13 protein-coding genes are annotated in these 16018 nt (G+C 58.2%); 4 read left to right on the forward strand and 9 right to left on the reverse strand.

All coding sequences use genetic code 11. The annotated features are described in order from the left end of the window. Positions 1–17 precede the first annotated feature (17 nt). The 4 genes from ABIB44_RS00740 to ABIB44_RS00755 all read right to left on the reverse strand — a co-directional run bounded on the left by ABIB44_RS00740 (position 18) and on the right by ABIB44_RS00755 (position 4144). Positions 18–848: a type 1 glutamine amidotransferase gene (locus ABIB44_RS00740; RefSeq protein WP_354582705.1), complete on the reverse strand. Its 831-nt coding sequence runs from the start codon at positions 846–848 to the stop codon at positions 18–20. A 123-nt stretch (positions 849–971) separates the two neighbouring features. After that, the gene (locus ABIB44_RS00745; RefSeq protein ID WP_354582706.1) at positions 972–2075 is read right to left on the reverse strand and encodes a carboxylate-amine ligase; all 1104 of its coding nucleotides are present in this window, start codon (positions 2073–2075) and stop codon (positions 972–974) included. 89 nt (positions 2076–2164) lie between these two features. Then, positions 2165–3343 carry an ATP-grasp domain-containing protein gene (locus ABIB44_RS00750; protein ID WP_354582707.1) on the reverse strand — a complete coding sequence of 393 codons (1179 nt, stop codon included), beginning with the start codon at positions 3341–3343 and terminating at the stop codon, positions 2165–2167. 96 nt (positions 3344–3439) lie between these two features. Then, a complete protein-coding gene (locus ABIB44_RS00755) occupies positions 3440–4144 on the reverse strand; it encodes an alpha/beta fold hydrolase (protein ID WP_354582708.1) in 705 nt (234 codons plus the stop codon). Positions 4145–4285: 141 nt separating this feature from the next. Here ABIB44_RS00755 and ABIB44_RS00760 point away from each other — a divergent pair, with 141 nt between their 5' ends. Continuing rightward, positions 4286–5839 carry an alpha/beta hydrolase-fold protein gene (locus ABIB44_RS00760; protein WP_354582709.1) on the forward strand — a complete coding sequence of 518 codons (1554 nt, stop codon included), beginning with the start codon at positions 4286–4288 and terminating at the stop codon, positions 5837–5839. A gap of 291 nt (positions 5840–6130) precedes the next feature. Here the strand turns inward: ABIB44_RS00760 and ABIB44_RS00765 are convergent, their stop codons facing one another. After that, positions 6131–6760, reverse strand: a complete 630-nt coding sequence (locus ABIB44_RS00765) for an AlbA family DNA-binding domain-containing protein (RefSeq protein WP_354582710.1) — start codon at positions 6758–6760, stop codon at positions 6131–6133. Between the two features lie 217 nt (positions 6761–6977). Further along, positions 6978–7397, reverse strand: coding sequence for a DUF3127 domain-containing protein (locus tag ABIB44_RS00770; protein ID WP_354582711.1), 420 nt, complete (start codon positions 7395–7397; stop codon positions 6978–6980). A 132-nt stretch (positions 7398–7529) separates the two neighbouring features. Between ABIB44_RS00770 and ABIB44_RS00775 the strand changes: the two genes are divergently transcribed. Further along, on the forward strand, positions 7530–8453 hold the full coding sequence (locus tag ABIB44_RS00775) for an isoaspartyl peptidase/L-asparaginase family protein (protein WP_354582712.1): 924 nt from the start codon (positions 7530–7532) through the stop codon (positions 8451–8453). Here the strand turns inward: ABIB44_RS00775 and ABIB44_RS00780 are convergent. The 3 genes from ABIB44_RS00780 to ABIB44_RS00790 all read right to left on the reverse strand — a co-directional run bounded on the left by ABIB44_RS00780 (position 8437) and on the right by ABIB44_RS00790 (position 11794). Further along, positions 8437–8679 (reverse strand): hypothetical protein, encoded by a 243-nt coding sequence (locus tag ABIB44_RS00780; RefSeq protein WP_354582713.1) that lies wholly within the window; start codon positions 8677–8679, stop codon positions 8437–8439. The genes ABIB44_RS00775 and ABIB44_RS00780 overlap by 17 nt on opposite strands. Before the next feature lie 278 nt (positions 8680–8957). Beyond that, complete coding sequence (locus ABIB44_RS00785) at positions 8958–9878, reverse strand: cyanophycinase (protein ID WP_354582714.1); 921 nt, start codon at positions 9876–9878, stop codon at positions 8958–8960. A gap of 98 nt (positions 9879–9976) precedes the next feature. Beyond that, a complete protein-coding gene (locus ABIB44_RS00790) occupies positions 9977–11794 on the reverse strand; it encodes a M1 family metallopeptidase (RefSeq protein ID WP_354582715.1) in 1818 nt (605 codons plus the stop codon). Between the two features lie 360 nt (positions 11795–12154). On the opposite strand from ABIB44_RS00790, the gene ABIB44_RS00795 reads away from it, so the two are divergent. Beyond that, positions 12155–13903 (forward strand): L,D-transpeptidase family protein, encoded by a 1749-nt coding sequence (locus ABIB44_RS00795; RefSeq protein WP_354582716.1) that lies wholly within the window; start codon positions 12155–12157, stop codon positions 13901–13903. A 385-nt stretch (positions 13904–14288) separates the two neighbouring features. Continuing rightward, positions 14289–15308: a helix-turn-helix domain-containing protein gene (locus tag ABIB44_RS20505; protein ID WP_502916480.1), complete on the forward strand. Its 1020-nt coding sequence runs from the start codon at positions 14289–14291 to the stop codon at positions 15306–15308. Positions 15309–16018 lie beyond the last annotated feature (710 nt).

The following is a 16018-nucleotide window of genomic DNA, read 5'->3' on the forward strand; positions in this document are numbered from 1 at the left end:
AAAGGGTAGGAGCGGGGCTAAGCTAACGCGGCCACGGGAACTAAATGAGCCAGTGCCCGACGCAAAAACGTGGGTAGGACGATGGACTCGGTCAGTTCGATGGTGCTCGGGTCGGCCAGTAAGCGAACCATTTCCTCGTATTTGGCTTCGCCATAAGCCGTGATAACCTGCTGCTTACGTTCCTCCGTCAGCATGTAGCGCAGCATGCCTTCGCCGTCGGCTTCGGGATGAAACTGAGTGCCCAGTACTTCCGGCGTGAAGCGAATGGCCATAACGGCGCGGGCCAGCGGGACGTGGGGCCGGTCTTTTTCGAGGCACAGCACCCGGCCACCCAACTGGGTCAGCCGCTCGGCATGCAGGTTAGTAAGCTGATAATCGCGCGAATCGACGGCGTAAAAAGGTTCGGGCAAACCGGCAAAAACCGGTTCGGCCATCCCGGCAGCCGTCAGGTGCACCGGGAGGACACCAAACGAAGTAGACTTGCGCTTGCCCACATCGCCTAATCCCAAATGCCGGCTCACGAGCTGAAAGGAGTGGCAAATAAGCAGCACATGCTTTTTCACCGGCTGGGTTCGGTTGTGCAGCAGCAGCGCGTCGATGAATGCGAAGTAGAGCTCCTCCCAGGGCTCGCCCGATTCGAGGGGGCTGCCCGGGCCGCCGGTCGAGATGTAGGCATCGTAATCGAGGCCCGGCAAATGGTTTTCAGCCCGAACATTATACGTGTCAACCTGAAACGCTACGCCTGACTCGGCGGCCCCGCGGTGCAGCAGCTGCCGGATGCAACGCATGCCCTCGTTGGCCACGTTATTATACATATCCAGGATAGCAATTCGAATGGGCTCTGTCATAATCAATCTATTAATAAAGCCGGTGAAGCGGGTAGGTAAATAGCCGCCTGTGCTGCCGGTAAGTAGCAACGCCCGCCGGATGGCGGGCGTTGGCAGGGCAAAGTTAGGGGATATGAGGCAGATTTACAGGCCGTGAGCCGTTTCCTGAAGGATGAAATCGACTACGCGGTGCAGGTCGCCGGTTTCGCGGAACACGCGGAGCTGGCGGTCGGCTCCGGTGCCCATCTCCATCATTTTCAGCACGTATTCTACCTCGTGGCGGCTGCCGAGCTCATCCACTACATCATCAATGAAATCGAGTAATTCCAAGATAAGCTGGCGCGTGGGCACCTCTTCCTGCTTGCCAAAATCAATCATGCGCCCATCGATGCCATAGCGGGCGGCGCGCCACTTATTTTCCTTCACCAGGGCGCTGCGGTAGATGCGGAAATTGAGGTTCTGCATCTTCAGCTTGTAAATTTTGGCTACCAGCGCCTGCATTATGGCCGCCACGCAAATGGTTTCGTCGGCGCGCAGCATCATATCGCAGATGCGGTATTCAATGGTGTCGAAGAACGGGTGCAGGCGCAAATCCCACCAGATTTTCTTGCCGTTGTCGATGCAGCCGGTTTTGATGAGTAGGGCGATAAACTCGTCGTAGTCGCTGGCGCTGTGAAAGAATCCCGGGATGCCCGTGCGCGGAAACCGTTCGAACACCTTAGTGCGGAATGACTTATAGCCCGTTTCGCGCCCTTCCCAGAACGGTGAATTGGTGCTGAGGGCAAACAAATGCGGCAGAAAGTACCGCAGCGTATTCATCATGTACACGCCCATCTCACGGTTCTCAATGCCGATGTGCACGTGCATCCCAAACACGAGGTTGGACCGCGCGGCCTCCTGCAATTCCTCCACAATTTTATCGTACCGCACGTCGGGCGTGATGGGCTGGTCCTGCCAGCGCGAAAAGGGGTGGGTGCCGGCCGCCCCAATTTTCAGGCCCTGTGGTTCGGCCAACTCCATCACGTGGCGGCGCAGCATCAGTACTTGGTCGCGCGCCTCATCGATGTTGTGGCAAATGGTGGTGCCCACTTCCACCACGGCCTGGTGCATTTCGGCCTTCACCTGCTCGTGCAGGGTCATCTGGCCGCCCTCCACAATCTGCGACAGGTGCGACCGCAACTCCCGGGTGGTGGGGTCGATGGTCTGAAACTCTTCCTCGATGCCGAGGGTGAACTTGGGAAGCGACATATGCGGCGGGAGTTAAGCCCGCCCGGCCAGTGGATTGCGGCCGGGCGGGCAATGAGGTAGATAACGCGCTTCGGTTAGGCTATTCGGCGCTAAGCCTTTTTCTTAGGGGCAACTTTCCGGGCAGCAGACGCTTTTCCGCCGGTGGGCACCTCACCGGTCGCCGGTTCGGGCTTGATGGCCCCGGCGGTTTTCCGGGCGTTGGATTTGGGCGCGCCGGTAGCCCCCAGGTCATTGGTTTCGTGCACGGGGCTGCCAAGTTTCACCGAGCCCGTTGTCTTGGGAGCCGCTTTGGGTTTAGCCTGAGCAGGCTGACTGGCGGCTTTAGCGGTGGTAGGGTGCACGAAGGTGCCCCAGGTGAGGTTGTCCTGACCGGGAACCTGCGCTTTAGCGCGCTCGATAGCCATGTTGGCGGCGGCTTCCACCACCCAATCAAAGTTGGCTTGGCCCACCGAGTTCAGGTCGGCATCTGGGGCGGGGTTGCCGAAGTCGATGGCAATTGGAATGCCGTCGCGCACGGCAAATTCTACAGTGTTGAAATCGTAGCCGAGGCCGTGGTTCAGCTTTAGCACGTAGTCTTTCATGGTAGCCAGGAGCTTCTTGCCAGCGTCGCCCGTTGTTTTCATTTCGGTGGCATAGCGCAGGTGCGGCTCGTTGCGGGGCTCGTAGGGCATAATGAGGACGTCTTTACCGCCAATGCAGTAGCAGCGGAAATAGTCGGTAAACTCCACCGATTCCTGAAATAGCATCACCAACTGGTTGGTCTCGTCGTAGGCCCGGAAAAAGTCTTCGGGGCCGTGCAGCTTGTACACGCTCTTCCAGCCGCCGCCCGAGTGGGGCTTCATGTAGGCCGGAAAGCCGATGTGGGCAAAGGCAGCTTCCCAATCCATCATTTCCAGGTTGCGGAAGCTCCGCTCGCTGGTGTCGGTGGGGCGCGCTTTGCTGGGCAGGAGCAGGGTTTTGGGCACCGGCACGCCCAGGCGTACGGCCAGTGCGTTATTGAAGAACTTCTCGTCGGCCGACCACCAGAAAGGGTTATTGATGACCGCCGTGCCCATTAGGGCGGCGTTTTTTAAGTAAGCGCGGTAAAAGGGCACGTCCTGCGAAATGCGGTCAATGATGACGGCGTAATCAGTCGCCACGTGTTGCTCTACCTGGTTGATTTGCACGAACTCGGCGCGGATATCGGCCGGCGCTTTCTCGTTCACGCGGTCGACAAAAGCCTGGGGAAACGTATTTTCTTGTCCGAAGAGGATGCCAATTTTTTTCATGCGAAAGGTGTTTTTGGTTATTAGTTATTCGGTTTCAATTGCTAGCCGTTCGTTGGGGTTATATCAGGTTAAGTACCGACAACGATTAGCTGACAACTATATAGTGCTCAGGCACTCCGGAAATATTTCGCGCCACACGGGCCAGTCGTGGGTGCCGTGGGGCTTGACATCGAGCCGGTAGCGAATGCCTTTTTCGCTCAGAATGCGGGCCATATCATAGTTGGCTCCTTTGCAGAAGTCATGCTCGGCGGTGCCCAGAACGATGTTCATCCACTGGAAATGCTCGCTGTGCGCGCCGGGCATGAACTCGGGCGGGTTGTTGAAATACACGTTGTCATCGTGGTAGCCGTCCACGAACTGCCGGATGTCGAAGGCCGCACCCATGGGGAAGAGGTGCGCTACTTGCTCGGGATGGCGGAAGGCGAAGTTGAGCGCGTGGTAGCCGCCGAAGCTGCACCCAGCCACGGCTATTTTGTCCACACTGCATTCCTGTTGCAGCATCGGCACTAGCTCTTCGCTCAGAAACTGGTCGTAGAAAACATGGTTCTGCACCCGAATGCGGGGTTCCAGATGCTTGGCATACCACGAATGCTGGTCGATGCTGTCGATACAGAAGAGTTTCACGCGGCCGGCTTCCACCAATGGGCGGGCCGCTTCGATGAGGTTGAAGTCGCGCGCCTCGTGTGCGCGGCCGCCCGAAGTGGGGAAAATGAGCACCGGGTAGCCCCAGGTGCCAAACACCAGCATGTCAATATCCTGGCCCAGATGATGCGAGTAGAAGCGGCGGTGTTGTTCCTGCACGGGAGTCGGGATTTGAGTTGAGCTTACCACGACAGCCGTAGCGGCGTGGCAAACTAGTCAAGAAATAATGCACTAACCGAATGGAGTAGGTTATTATTCCTTGTTAAGTACGAACTCCGCTCGCCTGCGTTACTTTGTCCGATGCTTTCTGACCCGATTCTGCCCGCCGCCTCGTCTGTTGGCACCCGTCTGTGCCGTGAAGTACTGGCTTCGGTATTCCTAAGCCGCGAGGTAGAGCTGAGCATTCTGCTGCCGCCCGGCCCGGCGGGCCCCGGCCCACTGCCCGTGCTCTACCTCAACGATGGGCAGGATTTGGAGCGCCTGCACCTGCAAGCCACCCTCGATGCGCTGTATGCCGATGGAGCGCTGCGGCCCTTCGTGCTGGTGGCCCCGCACGCCAACGAGCAGCGCGTGCAGGAGTATGGCACGGCCGGCCACCCCGATTTCAATGGACGCGGCAGCCTGGCGGAGGCGTACACAGCGTTTGTTATTAAGGAGTTATTGCCATTCGCGCAGGCAAAATACCATGCCTCCGCCGACCCGGCTCTCGCCGTGATGGCCGGGTTTTCGCTCGGCGGGTTATCGGCCGTAGATATGGTGTGGCACCACCCCGAGATATTTGCGCGGGCCGGCGCATTTTCGGGTTCGTTCTGGTGGCGGCAGCGGGCCGTGGGGGCCGGCTACACGCCCGCCGACCGCATTATGCACGGCCTTATTCAAGCCCGTCGGGCGCACCCCAGTCACGGCTTCTGGCTGCAAAGCGGTACCCTCGACGAACGCGGCGACCGCAATGAAAACGGCGTCATCGACTCCATTGAAGATTGCCTCGATTTGCTGGAGGCGCTGATTCACAGCGGACTCGACCCCCGCCATGCCCTGCGCTACGTGCAAGTGGAGGGCGGCCGCCACCACCCCGATACCTGGGGCCGCGTGATGCCGGATTTTCTGCGCTGGGCCTTCGGGAAAGAAGGAGGTGGGGCCCCGCTGCCGGCCCCGCTGCCCGTGGTGCGTCTGCAACTCGACCCGCATCTGGCTCCCGAAATTTTGCTGCCCACAGCCTCGGCCCCGGCTTCGGCAGCTTCGTTCGTGCTGCCTTCTGCCGATATTGCCGTTCCTCAAACTGTAGCAGTGCCTACACTTTTTCCCACTCTTTCACTCGTTAGTTCCATGTCCCATACCCGTCCGGCCGAAGGTGATTTCCTGCCTTACGCCCTGAGCTACATCAACCAGATTCCGGCCGACCAGGACCCGCGCGAAGCGCTGCGCAGCCTGCCGCAGGAAATCCATGCCTTATTCGCCGGGTTGAGCGAGGCGCAGGCCGAAAAATCCTACGCCGATGGCAAGTGGAGCCTGAAGCAGATGCTTTTGCATCAGATTGACAGTGAGCGCATTTTTGCCTACCGCGCTCTCCGTTTCGCCCGCGGCGACGGGCAGGATTTGCATGGGTTTGAGCAGGACGATTACGTAGCCCATAGCAATGCCAATACCCGCTCCATCGCGAGCCTACTGGCCGAATACGATGCCGTGCGAGCTTCCACCATCGCATTATTCGATACTTTTGGCGAGAACGAGTTAAACCGGCGCGGCACTGCCAACGGCGGCCCCGCCACCGTGCGTGCCCTGCTCTACATCATTCCCGGCCACGAGCGCCACCACCTCCATATTATCCGCGAGCGGTATCTGCCCATTTTATAGGCGTTTTCGCTAAAGTCTCTACCTTCGCCTGTCAAAACACGCCGGCCCGACCGTTCGCTGAAATCTCAGAATCACCCACTCATTAAAAATCTTTTCAACCATGGCCAAAGCCCAGGATGCCCGCAAAGAGAAAAAGAAAGAGCCCGTTAAAACCACAAAGGAGAAAAAAGCGGAGAAGGACGAGAAGAAAGTAGCCCGCGCCCGCAAGCAGGAATAGCAGGAAAATTTCAACCATAAAAAACGCCGGAGCCCCGCAGGGTTCCGGCGTTTTTTGCTTCTGGTAGTGTACTACTATACCGTGTAGTACGGCTCTTTTTCCTTGTCGTGGTGGCGGATGTAGCCGTGTAGCACCAGCTTTATCAGCGTTTGATAGGCGCGGCGCTTGCCAAAATTCACCAGCTTCATGTACTGGGCGAGGGTGATGCGGGAATGCGTTTTGAGGTAGTCGATGACAGCCAGCTCCTGGCGGTTGAGGGGTATTTTCTCGAACCGCGCCTCGGGTTGCTGGCGCTCCAGGAGCTTCTCGGTAAGGCCACTGGTTTGCACGCTGGCGTCGCGCACGCGCACGTAGCCGCGCCAATCATTGGGGCCGACGAGGGCACGGTGAGGCTTGTGCTGGCTCTCGGGCACGGTCACGATAATCACGGTGCGGGCGGAGTCGTCCTCCACTTCACGGTAGCGCAGGTTGGTAAGGGGCGGCTCGGCGTAGTTGGCCGCCGCATCGCGCAGCACAAATAATTCTTCCTCCGCGTCGCGCACGCCCAGCACCCGGCCGGCGTCGTCGACACCCACCAGCACCTGCCCGCCCCGCGTGTTGGCCAGCGATACCAGCGTGCGTGAGATGCGGTGCGGGTGCGTGGTTTTCTGCTTAAATTCCAGCTCCTCGCCCTCGCCCCGCGCAATTAGCTCATGTAAGTCCATGCGGTTTATTATCGGCGCAAAACAACTTGTGCAAAATGAAGGGTATTGTCGGACTTGCGCCCGCCTGCCGTTGAACGGAATTGTTGGTCAAGCGCGAGCCACGGTTTGGGGCAATTTCCGCACCCTACGGTACGGCGAGAGAAAAACGAAAAAGAGGAACAAAAAATGCCGCTCCAATTTCTTGGGCGGCATTTTTTGTTCTTCAGCAAGCTGCTAACTAGAAGGGCAGGTCGTTGTCGTCGTCGCTGGCGATGGGTGCAGCCGAGGGCTGCGCGCGCAGCGTAGGGTTCTGGTTCTGGGCCGCGGGGCGGGGAGCCGCCTGCTGCTGGCCACCACCGCCGCCGCCGTAGTTGGCCGCGCCGGCAGCCTCGATTTTCCAGGCCTCCAGGTTGGTGAAGTATAGCATCTGGCCGTTTTTGTTGAAGCCGCGGCCGCGCAGGTTGAAGGTTACCTTCACCTCGTCGCCCATTTTAAAGGGGTCGATAAGGCTGGTTTTGTCCTGAACCATCTGAAACTTAATATGCTCGGGATACTGGCCGTCCTGGACTTCCAGCACGAACTCGCGCTTGCGAAACTTTTCGCTTACCTGCTGTTCGTCAAATATTTCGTGCAGCCGGCCGGTTACGTCGTATGCCATAAAAATGGGGTGTTTTTGGATGTGTAGACTTGAACATCAAACCTACGAAAAAAAACGCAAGCGGCCCCGCCACCGTTCCCTCCGGCTACCTTTGTGGGCATATTTCCCCCGGCTTTTTTACTCCTTATATATATGTACGCCCTTGCTCTCCACGGCGGTGCCGGCACCATTGCCCGCGCTTCCCTCTCGCCCGCCGACGAACAGCAGTATCGCGCCGCCCTCGAAGCCGCGCTCACCATCGGCTACAACTTGCTGCGCGATGGGTCCGCTGCCCTCGATGCCGTAGAAGCCACCGTGCGCAGCCTCGAAGACTGCCCGCTTTTCAATGCCGGGCGCGGAGCGGTGTTCACCCACGAAGGCCACCACGAAATGGATGCGGCATTGATGGACGGCCACACCAAATTGGCCGGGGCTGTAACCGGTGTGCGCCAGGTGCAAAACCCGATACGTGCCGCCCGGCTGGTGATGGAAAAAACGGAGCATGTGCTGCTAGGTTACCCCGGGGCCGACGAGCTGGCCCGCGAATACGGCCTGCCGCTGCAACCCGCCGACTATTTTTTCACTCAAAAGCGCTTCGACCAGCTGCAGGCTGCCATTGCCGCCGGCAAAATGCAGCTCGACCACGTCGCCGACCCCAACTGGAAAAAAGGAACTGTTGGGGCCGTAGCCCGCGACCAGCACGGCCACCTGGCCGCCGCGACCAGCACCGGCGGCATGACCAACAAGCGCTACGCCCGTATCGGCGACACGCCCCTTATCGGAGCCGGCACCTGGGCCGATGCACGCTGCGCCATTAGCTGCACGGGTAACGGCGAGTATTTTATTCGGGCCGTAGCGTCCTATGATGTGGCCTGCCTGATGGAATACAAGGGCCTGAGTCTCGCAGAAGCCGCCCGCATCGTGGTGCAGGACAAGCTTGCACCGGTGGGCGGCGAAGGCGGCCTGATTGCCATTGATGCCGATGGCAATACGACGTTGCCTTTTAATTCGGAAGGCATGTACCGCGCCAGCCGCCGCGAAGGGGAGGCGGGAATGGTGGCTATTTATAAGGAGTAAGCTGAAAATGTCGGAACGCCTTGCAGCGTGCAGCGATGCAGGACGTTCCGATATTGCTGATTTCCTTAAGCAGCCACCAAGCAAAATGCACCAAAGGCCGGATTCGGCGGTCGTAGGCTGTCGGCACGGTCTGCATTTGCGCGGTGGGAAGGGCGGGCAGGCCTGCCGCTTTCGGATTTGCAAGAATCTGGTTGGGGCTGGAGGCCCCAGCAATGGTGTAGTTCATCTCGTCAAACAAGCGAACCGAGCGCACCACCTGGGTGCCAGCGGAGTTTGGCTGCCCCGCCGGCAACTCCCGAGGCTTATTTCAGCACTAGAAACCCTCGGTCTTGCTAAGGTTGCGATAGGTTGTTAGATTGCAATTGAACCCGCATGATGGGAAAATCAACGGCATACGCTGGAGCGGAGGAGCTAGGGAACGCACGAAAAAAAGCAGCACGGCACCAAAAAAGCCCGCTCATTGGCGCAATGAGCGGGCTTTGGAGAGGAAAAGGACGGGTTGCTTTATTTAGCGGGCGCAATATCAACGACCACGCCCGGAGTTGCGGCGGGCACTGATATGTCTTTACTAGGATAGAATTTTCGCTCGCTCATGTTATACACGTTGCCTTTGGCCAGCACGTGCATGGTGATGTTTTCGATGGAGAGTACCGTGCCTTTCTTGGCCGCCGCCGCATTATTGTGCTGAATAGTATGGCCGTCGAGAATGATAACCAGGTTAGAGCCAACGGTTTCGACCAGGTTGCCTTCGGTGATAAGCACTCCGGTATCCTCACCCAAACCAATGCCGATGAGTTTGGGATGCAGGGCCACCGACTCGATGAGGCGGCCGAAGCGGCCGCGCTTCACAAAGTGCGAGTCGATAATGGCGGCGGGCAGCAGGCCCAGGCCGACACCCATCTTCACGGCCCCTTTCAGCAGGGCATCGGGCACCGAGCCGCCCCGAATCATGTGCTGCGACATGGCCATGGCCCCGGCGCTGGTGCCGGCAATCACGAAGTTGGGCTCGGCGTAATAGCGCTGTATCATGCGGTCGAGGAAGTCGGTTTCGCCGAACATCTCGCGCAGGCGCGACTGATTGCCGCCCGAAAACATCACTACGTCGGCGGCCAGCAGGCGCTCCAGATACTCGGGCTGCCGGGCATCCTCGGGCGTGCGAATGTCCATTATGCCCACTTTCAGGCAGTTGAGCATGGCGAACGAACCCGTATAGATTGGTCCGACTTCCGCCGGAATCATGGAGGCCGTGGTGATGACTTCTATTTGCGGGTCAAGCTTGCCGGTTTCGAGCACGATGCGCTTGAGAATGCCCAACTCGAAAAAGTTGAGGTAGTACTTGCGGCGGGTCTTGGGATTGGGGTAAGTGCCCTTGTCCTCGTTGCCGCCTACGGCGATGAGCTTGCCAAGCGGGGTGATGGTTTTCAACGGAAATCGGAAATTACGAAGTGAAGCAAAACGGGTTAGTCCGGCCGGCGGCCGGGAGGGAGCGGAGTCCGGGGCAAAGTTCGGGCCGGATGCGCAAACTATTCGCGGGTGGCCGGCACGGCTAGTAGCGCATCGAGGGTGCCGGTGGCTACCGAATGGTAGTTGGGCCGGGCCTCGTTGTAAATGGCCCGGGCCCGGGCCGGGCCGTCGGGCGCAGCTAGCAGCGCCCGGTATAGCGGCACTAAAAACTTGCGCCGCCCCACGTGCCGCAGAAACTTTTCCGTGGCTGCGTTGGCCGGCGCGTAGCCCGCCCGCAGCGTGTGCGGAAACCAGGCCGCGAGTACTTCGGCGTTGCCGGAATGCGTGAAGCTAAACGCTGCATCAAGCGCCGCCAGCTCTTCGGTCGTGGTCGTGTCGGGCAGCCCCTGCAGAAAGTGGACCCACTCGTGGCTGCTCCAATCGGCGGTGGCGGGCAGGAGGGAAGCCGGAGCCATGCCGTCTGCCAACTTCCCAAGGGCTTGGTCGACGGTCGCAAAACGACTCGAAGTTGCGGTTGGCGCGTTGGCCGGTAGGCCGGGGCCATGCACCCAGGCTGCCAAGTGCAGGCGGGCTTCGAGGCCGGGTTCAGCATCGAGCAGTTCGGCGCGCAGATAGGACAAGAAGGTGGCCGTGTCCATCGCCTGAAAGCTAAACCGGGCGAAGTAATCCTTAATAAAGGCATCGAGCCGAGGCCGGCCCACGAGCGACTCCAGCGTGAGAAGCAGGGCGCAGCCTTTCTCGTAGGCAATTTCGGTGAGGCCCTCGTCGGGGTCGCGGCCCGCCAAGTGCAGGTGCAAATGAGTGTCGGGGCTGGTTGCGCCAATCTCCGCGATGGTATGGTGGAGGGCGGTGTTGCCCAGCACCTGAAGCATGTCGGCATAATCGCGGCCGTACAAATGTTCCATGATGCGGCGTTCGAAATACACAGTAAACCCCTCGTTTAGCCAGAAATCATCCCACGTTGCATTTGTAACCAGGTTGCCCGACCATGAATGCGCCAGCTCGTGCGCTACCAGACTGGTCAGGCTGCGGTCGCCGGCCAGGATGGTTGGTGTTACAAATGTTAATCGCGGGTTTTCCATCCCGCCGAAGGGAAAAGAGGCTGACAGCACCAGCAAATCGTAGCGCTCCCAACGGTAGGGGCCGTACAGCTCTTCAGCCGCTGCTACCATTTTTTCGAGGTCGGCGAATTCGTGGGTAGCTACCGGTAGCGTTGCTGGCTCGGCGTAGATGCCCGTGCGCCCGCTAAGCGGCGCAAAGGCGAGGTCGCCCACGGCCAGCGCCATCAGGTAGGCCGGAATAGGCTGGGCCATGCGGAAATGGTACTCGCCACTTGGGCTCAGCTGCTGCGGGTTTTCGGCGCTCATCAGGGCCAGCAGGTGGGCCGGCACGCGCACCATGGCCTCGTAGGTGAAACGAATGCCGGGGGAGTCCTGGCACGGCAGCCAGGTGCGCGCCAGAATGGCCTGCGACTGCGTGAACAGGAAGGGCTGAGTACCGGCCGTTTGCGCCGGGACCAGCCATTGCAGGGCGGCGGCCGTCGGGGTTGTGTGATAGGCAATGCGCACGGCTTTGGTGCCGGCTGGCAGGGCAATGCGCAGTGCTTGCCCCAGCACGGCATCAGCGGCTTCCAGCTGGAATCTGGCGGGCGTGGGTAGGCCGGCAGCATTCAGCGTTTCCACCGTTTCGATGGCCAGCTCGCGGGTATCGAGTACCAGCTCGGCATTGGTATCAGGGTAGGCCAGCTCCCAGGTGGCAGTGCCGGCCAGGGTTTGCTGGTTGAAATCGACTTCCAGTTTCAGGGCCAGGTGGCGTACCCGCGCGGGGCTTCGGCTGGCATAGCTGTGCGGGTCGGGTAGGAGCGAGGCGGGAAGCATGCGAGAGTCAATCAGTGAAAAAGATGAGGATAGTAGCAGCTGGCTTTGGGAAAGGCTGCGCGCCGATGGTTTCGAAGTATTGTCGGAAGGAAGCCATAATTGGCCAGACCTGCTTCAAGGCTGATGGCCGAACCTGTCGACGGCGCGGTAGCAGAGATAGTAGGTACGTGCACCTTCGTGAAAATTTATACGGAACTGGCACGGTTCCGGTAGAGTAAAAATCAACCGATGCCGCGTTGTGGCGTACTTTGCAGCCCTACGGCCTCAAGCAGCCTGGCGCAACCCCGCCCACGGCTTGGCAGTACAAGCTTTGCTAAGGCCACGGCCGAGGCTAGCTTTTCGCCCGCATTATTTCCCTCAATGACATTCCTACTCCGATTTACTTCTCTGCTGTGGCTGCTGTTAGCCGCGCTGGGCAGCACTACCCTCGCTTCCTGCGGCTCCGATTCGCGCAGCCAGACTGAAACTGCCGACCAGGCAGCCACCGACTCATCGGTTGCCCGCGTGGGCGGTCCTCAGCCCCGTATGGACAGCACCCAACTTACCAAGGCCTTCCGGGGCGAGCCGGCTTTCAAGCCCCAGTTGTTGCCCGCCCTCCGCTTTTACCGCGACCGTAAGTTCCAGCTCGGGTGGTTTAAAAACCACGAGCCAGTAGCTCAAGCGAAAAATATACTGGCTATTATAAGTAAAGCTGCGGATGAGGGTCTGAACCCTAAAGACTATCAGATTAAGGATGTATCGAAGATGTTGGCCGAACTGGAAAAGGTTCGGGACGACTCCGTACGCCGCAATGCCTTGGAGCGCCAGGTCGATATAGCCCTGACCGGTACCTATCTGAAGTGGGCCAACGACTACTACCGGGGCATCGCCAATCCGCGCGATAAGAAAGACACGTCGTGGATGGTGAAGCCCAACAAAATCAAGCTCAATAAGGCGCTGGCTACCTTCCTGGGCGAGCGCAAGAGCCGTTACAATTATTACGAGTTCGCCCCGCTGCATCCTGAATACGCCCAGTTGAAGAAGGCGCTGGCTACCTATCGCGCCCAGGAGCGGACCGGTGGCTGGCCTATCTTGCCTGCCAATACCGTCCTTAAACCCGGCCAGTATTCGCCGGCCGTAGCCGCCCTGCGCAAGCGCCTGCCCAATGGTGCCGACGAGCCGATGGCCAGCGCACCGGTCACAGCCGGTGCCAAACCCGGCCAGCCCGCTGCCGTAGCGGCCCTCACTTACGACCCTAAGCTGGAGATGGCCGTGAAGCAATTTCAGGAAGACGCCGGCCTGAAAGCCGATGGCATCGTGCGCGGCGAAACGCTTAAGCAACTCAACGTACCTATTGGCACGCGCATCGACCAGCTTATCCTGAACATGGAGCGCTGGCGCTGGCTTCCCAAAAAATTTGAGCCGAATTACCTCCTCGTGAATATCCCGGAGTACACACTGCACGTGGTAGAGGAGAATAAAGAGGCTTTCAACATGCGTGTTATCGTTGGTAAAGTGCTGCACGAAACACCCGTCTTCAGCGACAAGATGGAATACGTGGTGCTGGCCCCCTACTGGAACGTGCCGTTCAGTATCATCGAGAACGAGCTGCGCGATAAACTCACGGCCAACCCAGGCTATCTCGACCGCCTTGATATGGAGGTAGTGAAGGGCTACGGTAGCAAAGCGACTGTGATTGACCCTGCCAGTGTCGACTGGGCCAACGTGACGAAGGAGACCTTCAAGTACACGTTGCGCCGCCGCCCGGGGCCTAAAAACGACCTTGGAAACGTGAAATTCATCTTCCCTAACTCGAACGATATTTATCTGCACGACACGCCCCACGACGAGCTGTTTTCGCAGAGCTCGCGTAGCTTTAGCCACGGTTGCGTTCGCCTCGCCGAACCCATGAAACTGGCTGCCTACCTGCTCCGCAACCGGCCCGAGTGGGACAAGCAGACCATCCTAGACACCATCGCCACGCACCGCGAGAAGTACATTACACTGAAAGAGAAGCTGCCCGTCTACTTGGTGTATTTCACTGCCTGGGCCGATGCCAGCGGGCATCCTCACTTTCGCGACGATATCTACGGACTTGATAAAAAACTTGCCCGCGAGTACTTCGACTAGGCGTTGCCGGCCTAGTGCCGCGCCTGCTCTCGCAGCCCCGGTGGCCCTTCAGCCGCCGGGGCTTTTTTGTGCCCTGTCTGTCCGCTGGTGAGCCGCTCAAAAGGCTTTAGTTGTTCTTAGCCGGTACCCCCAACCCTGATAGATTGAGCCAGCCTACGGCAGGAGGAATGCGAGTATTTACTTGCGCTACGCCGGCATATAGCGGGAATAAAGTAATGGCTGAATGACTAGTTACATTTGTTATTGAAGAATGTGCTGCCCTATGATTTACAAATGTTTATTTAATCAACACGGCATTTAATATCATTTGTAAACACGAGTAAATAAAGGGATGCGATTTCTCCCGGCGCTTGCCATGTGCTACATTTGTAATCTAAATTAATACATGGTAGAGCGCATCCGAACCCTGCTGGAGAGCCGTCAGCTGACTCCTACTCAATTCGCCGACCTCATTGGGGTGGCCCGCCCAATTATCAGTCATATCCTGTCGGGTCGTAATAAGGCCAGCCTAGAAGTGGTGCAGCGTATTCTGGCAGCTATGCCCGACTTGTCGATGGCCTGGCTGCTGAATGGAACTGAACCCATGCTGACCAACGATAGGGAAGCTGCCCCGGCAATGTCGTTACCTCAGCCGGCCGAGACTGCAGCGGTGCCATTATCGGTGGCCCCAACCCAACCAACCCCTGCCGAGCGCCTCTTAACATCAGCCCTAGTTAAGCCGGTAGTCTCTGCTCAATATGCGGATAATCAATCAGCTAGTGATGATAAGGCTGTGTCAAAATCAGCACTGGTTGCGGCCGCCGTGCCCGGTGTACCTGGTGCTTCTACGGCGGGCGCACCGGTATTGGCGGCTGGCGTAGTCGCAGTGCCCTGGCCGCGGAGTCCGACTGCTGCCCGGCCGCCTATGCCGCCCCGGTTTTCGCTGAAACAGCCGGGAACTGGCCAGACTTCGGCCGGAATTGCTGCTCCACTGTTGCATACCGCCGATGTACCGCTGGCCCCGAAAGACAGCGTTGCGTCAGTTGCCGCACCGACTTCAACCCCGGTAGCCTCGGCTATGGCATCCGAAGAAATTGCTGAGGTAACTAATGGTGCCTTTGAATTGCCTGGTAAAGAAGCTGCTACGGTGCGTACTGCCGATTATGACGAGCCATTGGCCTCCAGCGCTGCACCAGTGGCCGCGTCCGGAACGGTTATCCCACCCCTTGCACCTACGGTAGCAGGGATACCGCCAGGCAAAATGCCGTCCCCGACCCCGGTACCCGTAGTGGGGGGTATATCGGGCAGCACGCCCACGCTGGCCAACGATGCAGCGTCGGCCTTGTTCACCGGGGCCGAAAAGCCAATCCGGCGAATTGTGATTTTTTACCGCGACGGCTCATTCGCCGATTATCAGCCCGAGTAAGTCCGTCAGTTCCGGCTGTACACTGGGTTATTGTTCGACGCTTAGCGTATCAGGCCAGGCGTGCTGCCACTGACCTTGCCGAACTGTGAGCCTTGTGGCTGACGGCAAAAATTGCCAACATAACCAGGTCGCTGCTACTCCTGGCAATGCCCTGCACTTTGTCGTAATCAGATATCATTACAGCGGGGAATAAGCTTTTCGCGCTCGCTGGAGAATGTACCTGATAGTTCTAACCCCTGGTGATATGATTACCGTCCGCCGAGATAGGCAGCCCATTCATCGGCTTTTTCGGCGTGTTAAATGCAATCTATTGTTTGGTTTCATGTCAAGCTCGTACTTGGATAAATCAATTAAGCAAAATCGGGAATTACCGAGGGCTTAATCTGAATTGATAAGTGTTGAGTTTTGGAATAGTACATCAAAGCACAATTTGTCAGGGTCTTTCTAAATGCTTGTACCTGTCATTTCAACAATCTTTTGAGAGTAGCAAAAGAATGTGAAAACGTTATATCTGTTTTTGTTATATGCTAAGATGTATGGTTAGGATGATAGTTAGTATATTTATTAAGGTGCTTTTTGAATAAATCACTGTATATCAACAATATTAAACTAGCTAATGCAATGAAAGAATTAGGTTGGTTCAAGCAATAGATGGCCTCGTTTTACCAGTTGCTCCTGCTTGGCATTGCGTAAGTTATTAGCGCGATTCT

It is taken from the genome of Hymenobacter sp. UYCo722 (assembly GCF_040547115.1).
GTDB lineage: Bacteria > Bacteroidota > Bacteroidia > Cytophagales > Hymenobacteraceae > Hymenobacter.

Coding starts and splice junctions, on each gene's coding strand:
- ABIB44_RS00740 (WP_354582705.1), bottom strand. CDS start 848: ATGACAGAGCCCATTCGAATTGCTATCCTGGATATGTATAATAACGTG.
- ABIB44_RS00745 (WP_354582706.1), bottom strand. CDS start 2,075: ATGTCGCTTCCCAAGTTCACCCTCGGCATCGAGGAAGAGTTTCAGACC.
- ABIB44_RS00750 (WP_354582707.1), bottom strand. CDS start 3,343: ATGAAAAAAATTGGCATCCTCTTCGGACAAGAAAATACGTTTCCCCAG.
- ABIB44_RS00760 (WP_354582709.1), top strand. CDS start 4,286: ATGCTTTCTGACCCGATTCTGCCCGCCGCCTCGTCTGTTGGCACCCGT.
- ABIB44_RS00765 (WP_354582710.1), bottom strand. CDS start 6,760: ATGGACTTACATGAGCTAATTGCGCGGGGCGAGGGCGAGGAGCTGGAA.
- ABIB44_RS00770 (WP_354582711.1), bottom strand. CDS start 7,397: ATGGCATACGACGTAACCGGCCGGCTGCACGAAATATTTGACGAACAG.
- ABIB44_RS00775 (WP_354582712.1), top strand. CDS start 7,530: ATGTACGCCCTTGCTCTCCACGGCGGTGCCGGCACCATTGCCCGCGCT.
- ABIB44_RS00780 (WP_354582713.1), bottom strand. CDS start 8,679: ATGAACTACACCATTGCTGGGGCCTCCAGCCCCAACCAGATTCTTGCA.
- ABIB44_RS00790 (WP_354582715.1), bottom strand. CDS start 11,794: ATGCTTCCCGCCTCGCTCCTACCCGACCCGCACAGCTATGCCAGCCGA.
- ABIB44_RS00795 (WP_354582716.1), top strand. CDS start 12,155: ATGACATTCCTACTCCGATTTACTTCTCTGCTGTGGCTGCTGTTAGCC.
- ABIB44_RS20505 (WP_502916480.1), top strand. CDS start 14,289: ATGGTAGAGCGCATCCGAACCCTGCTGGAGAGCCGTCAGCTGACTCCT.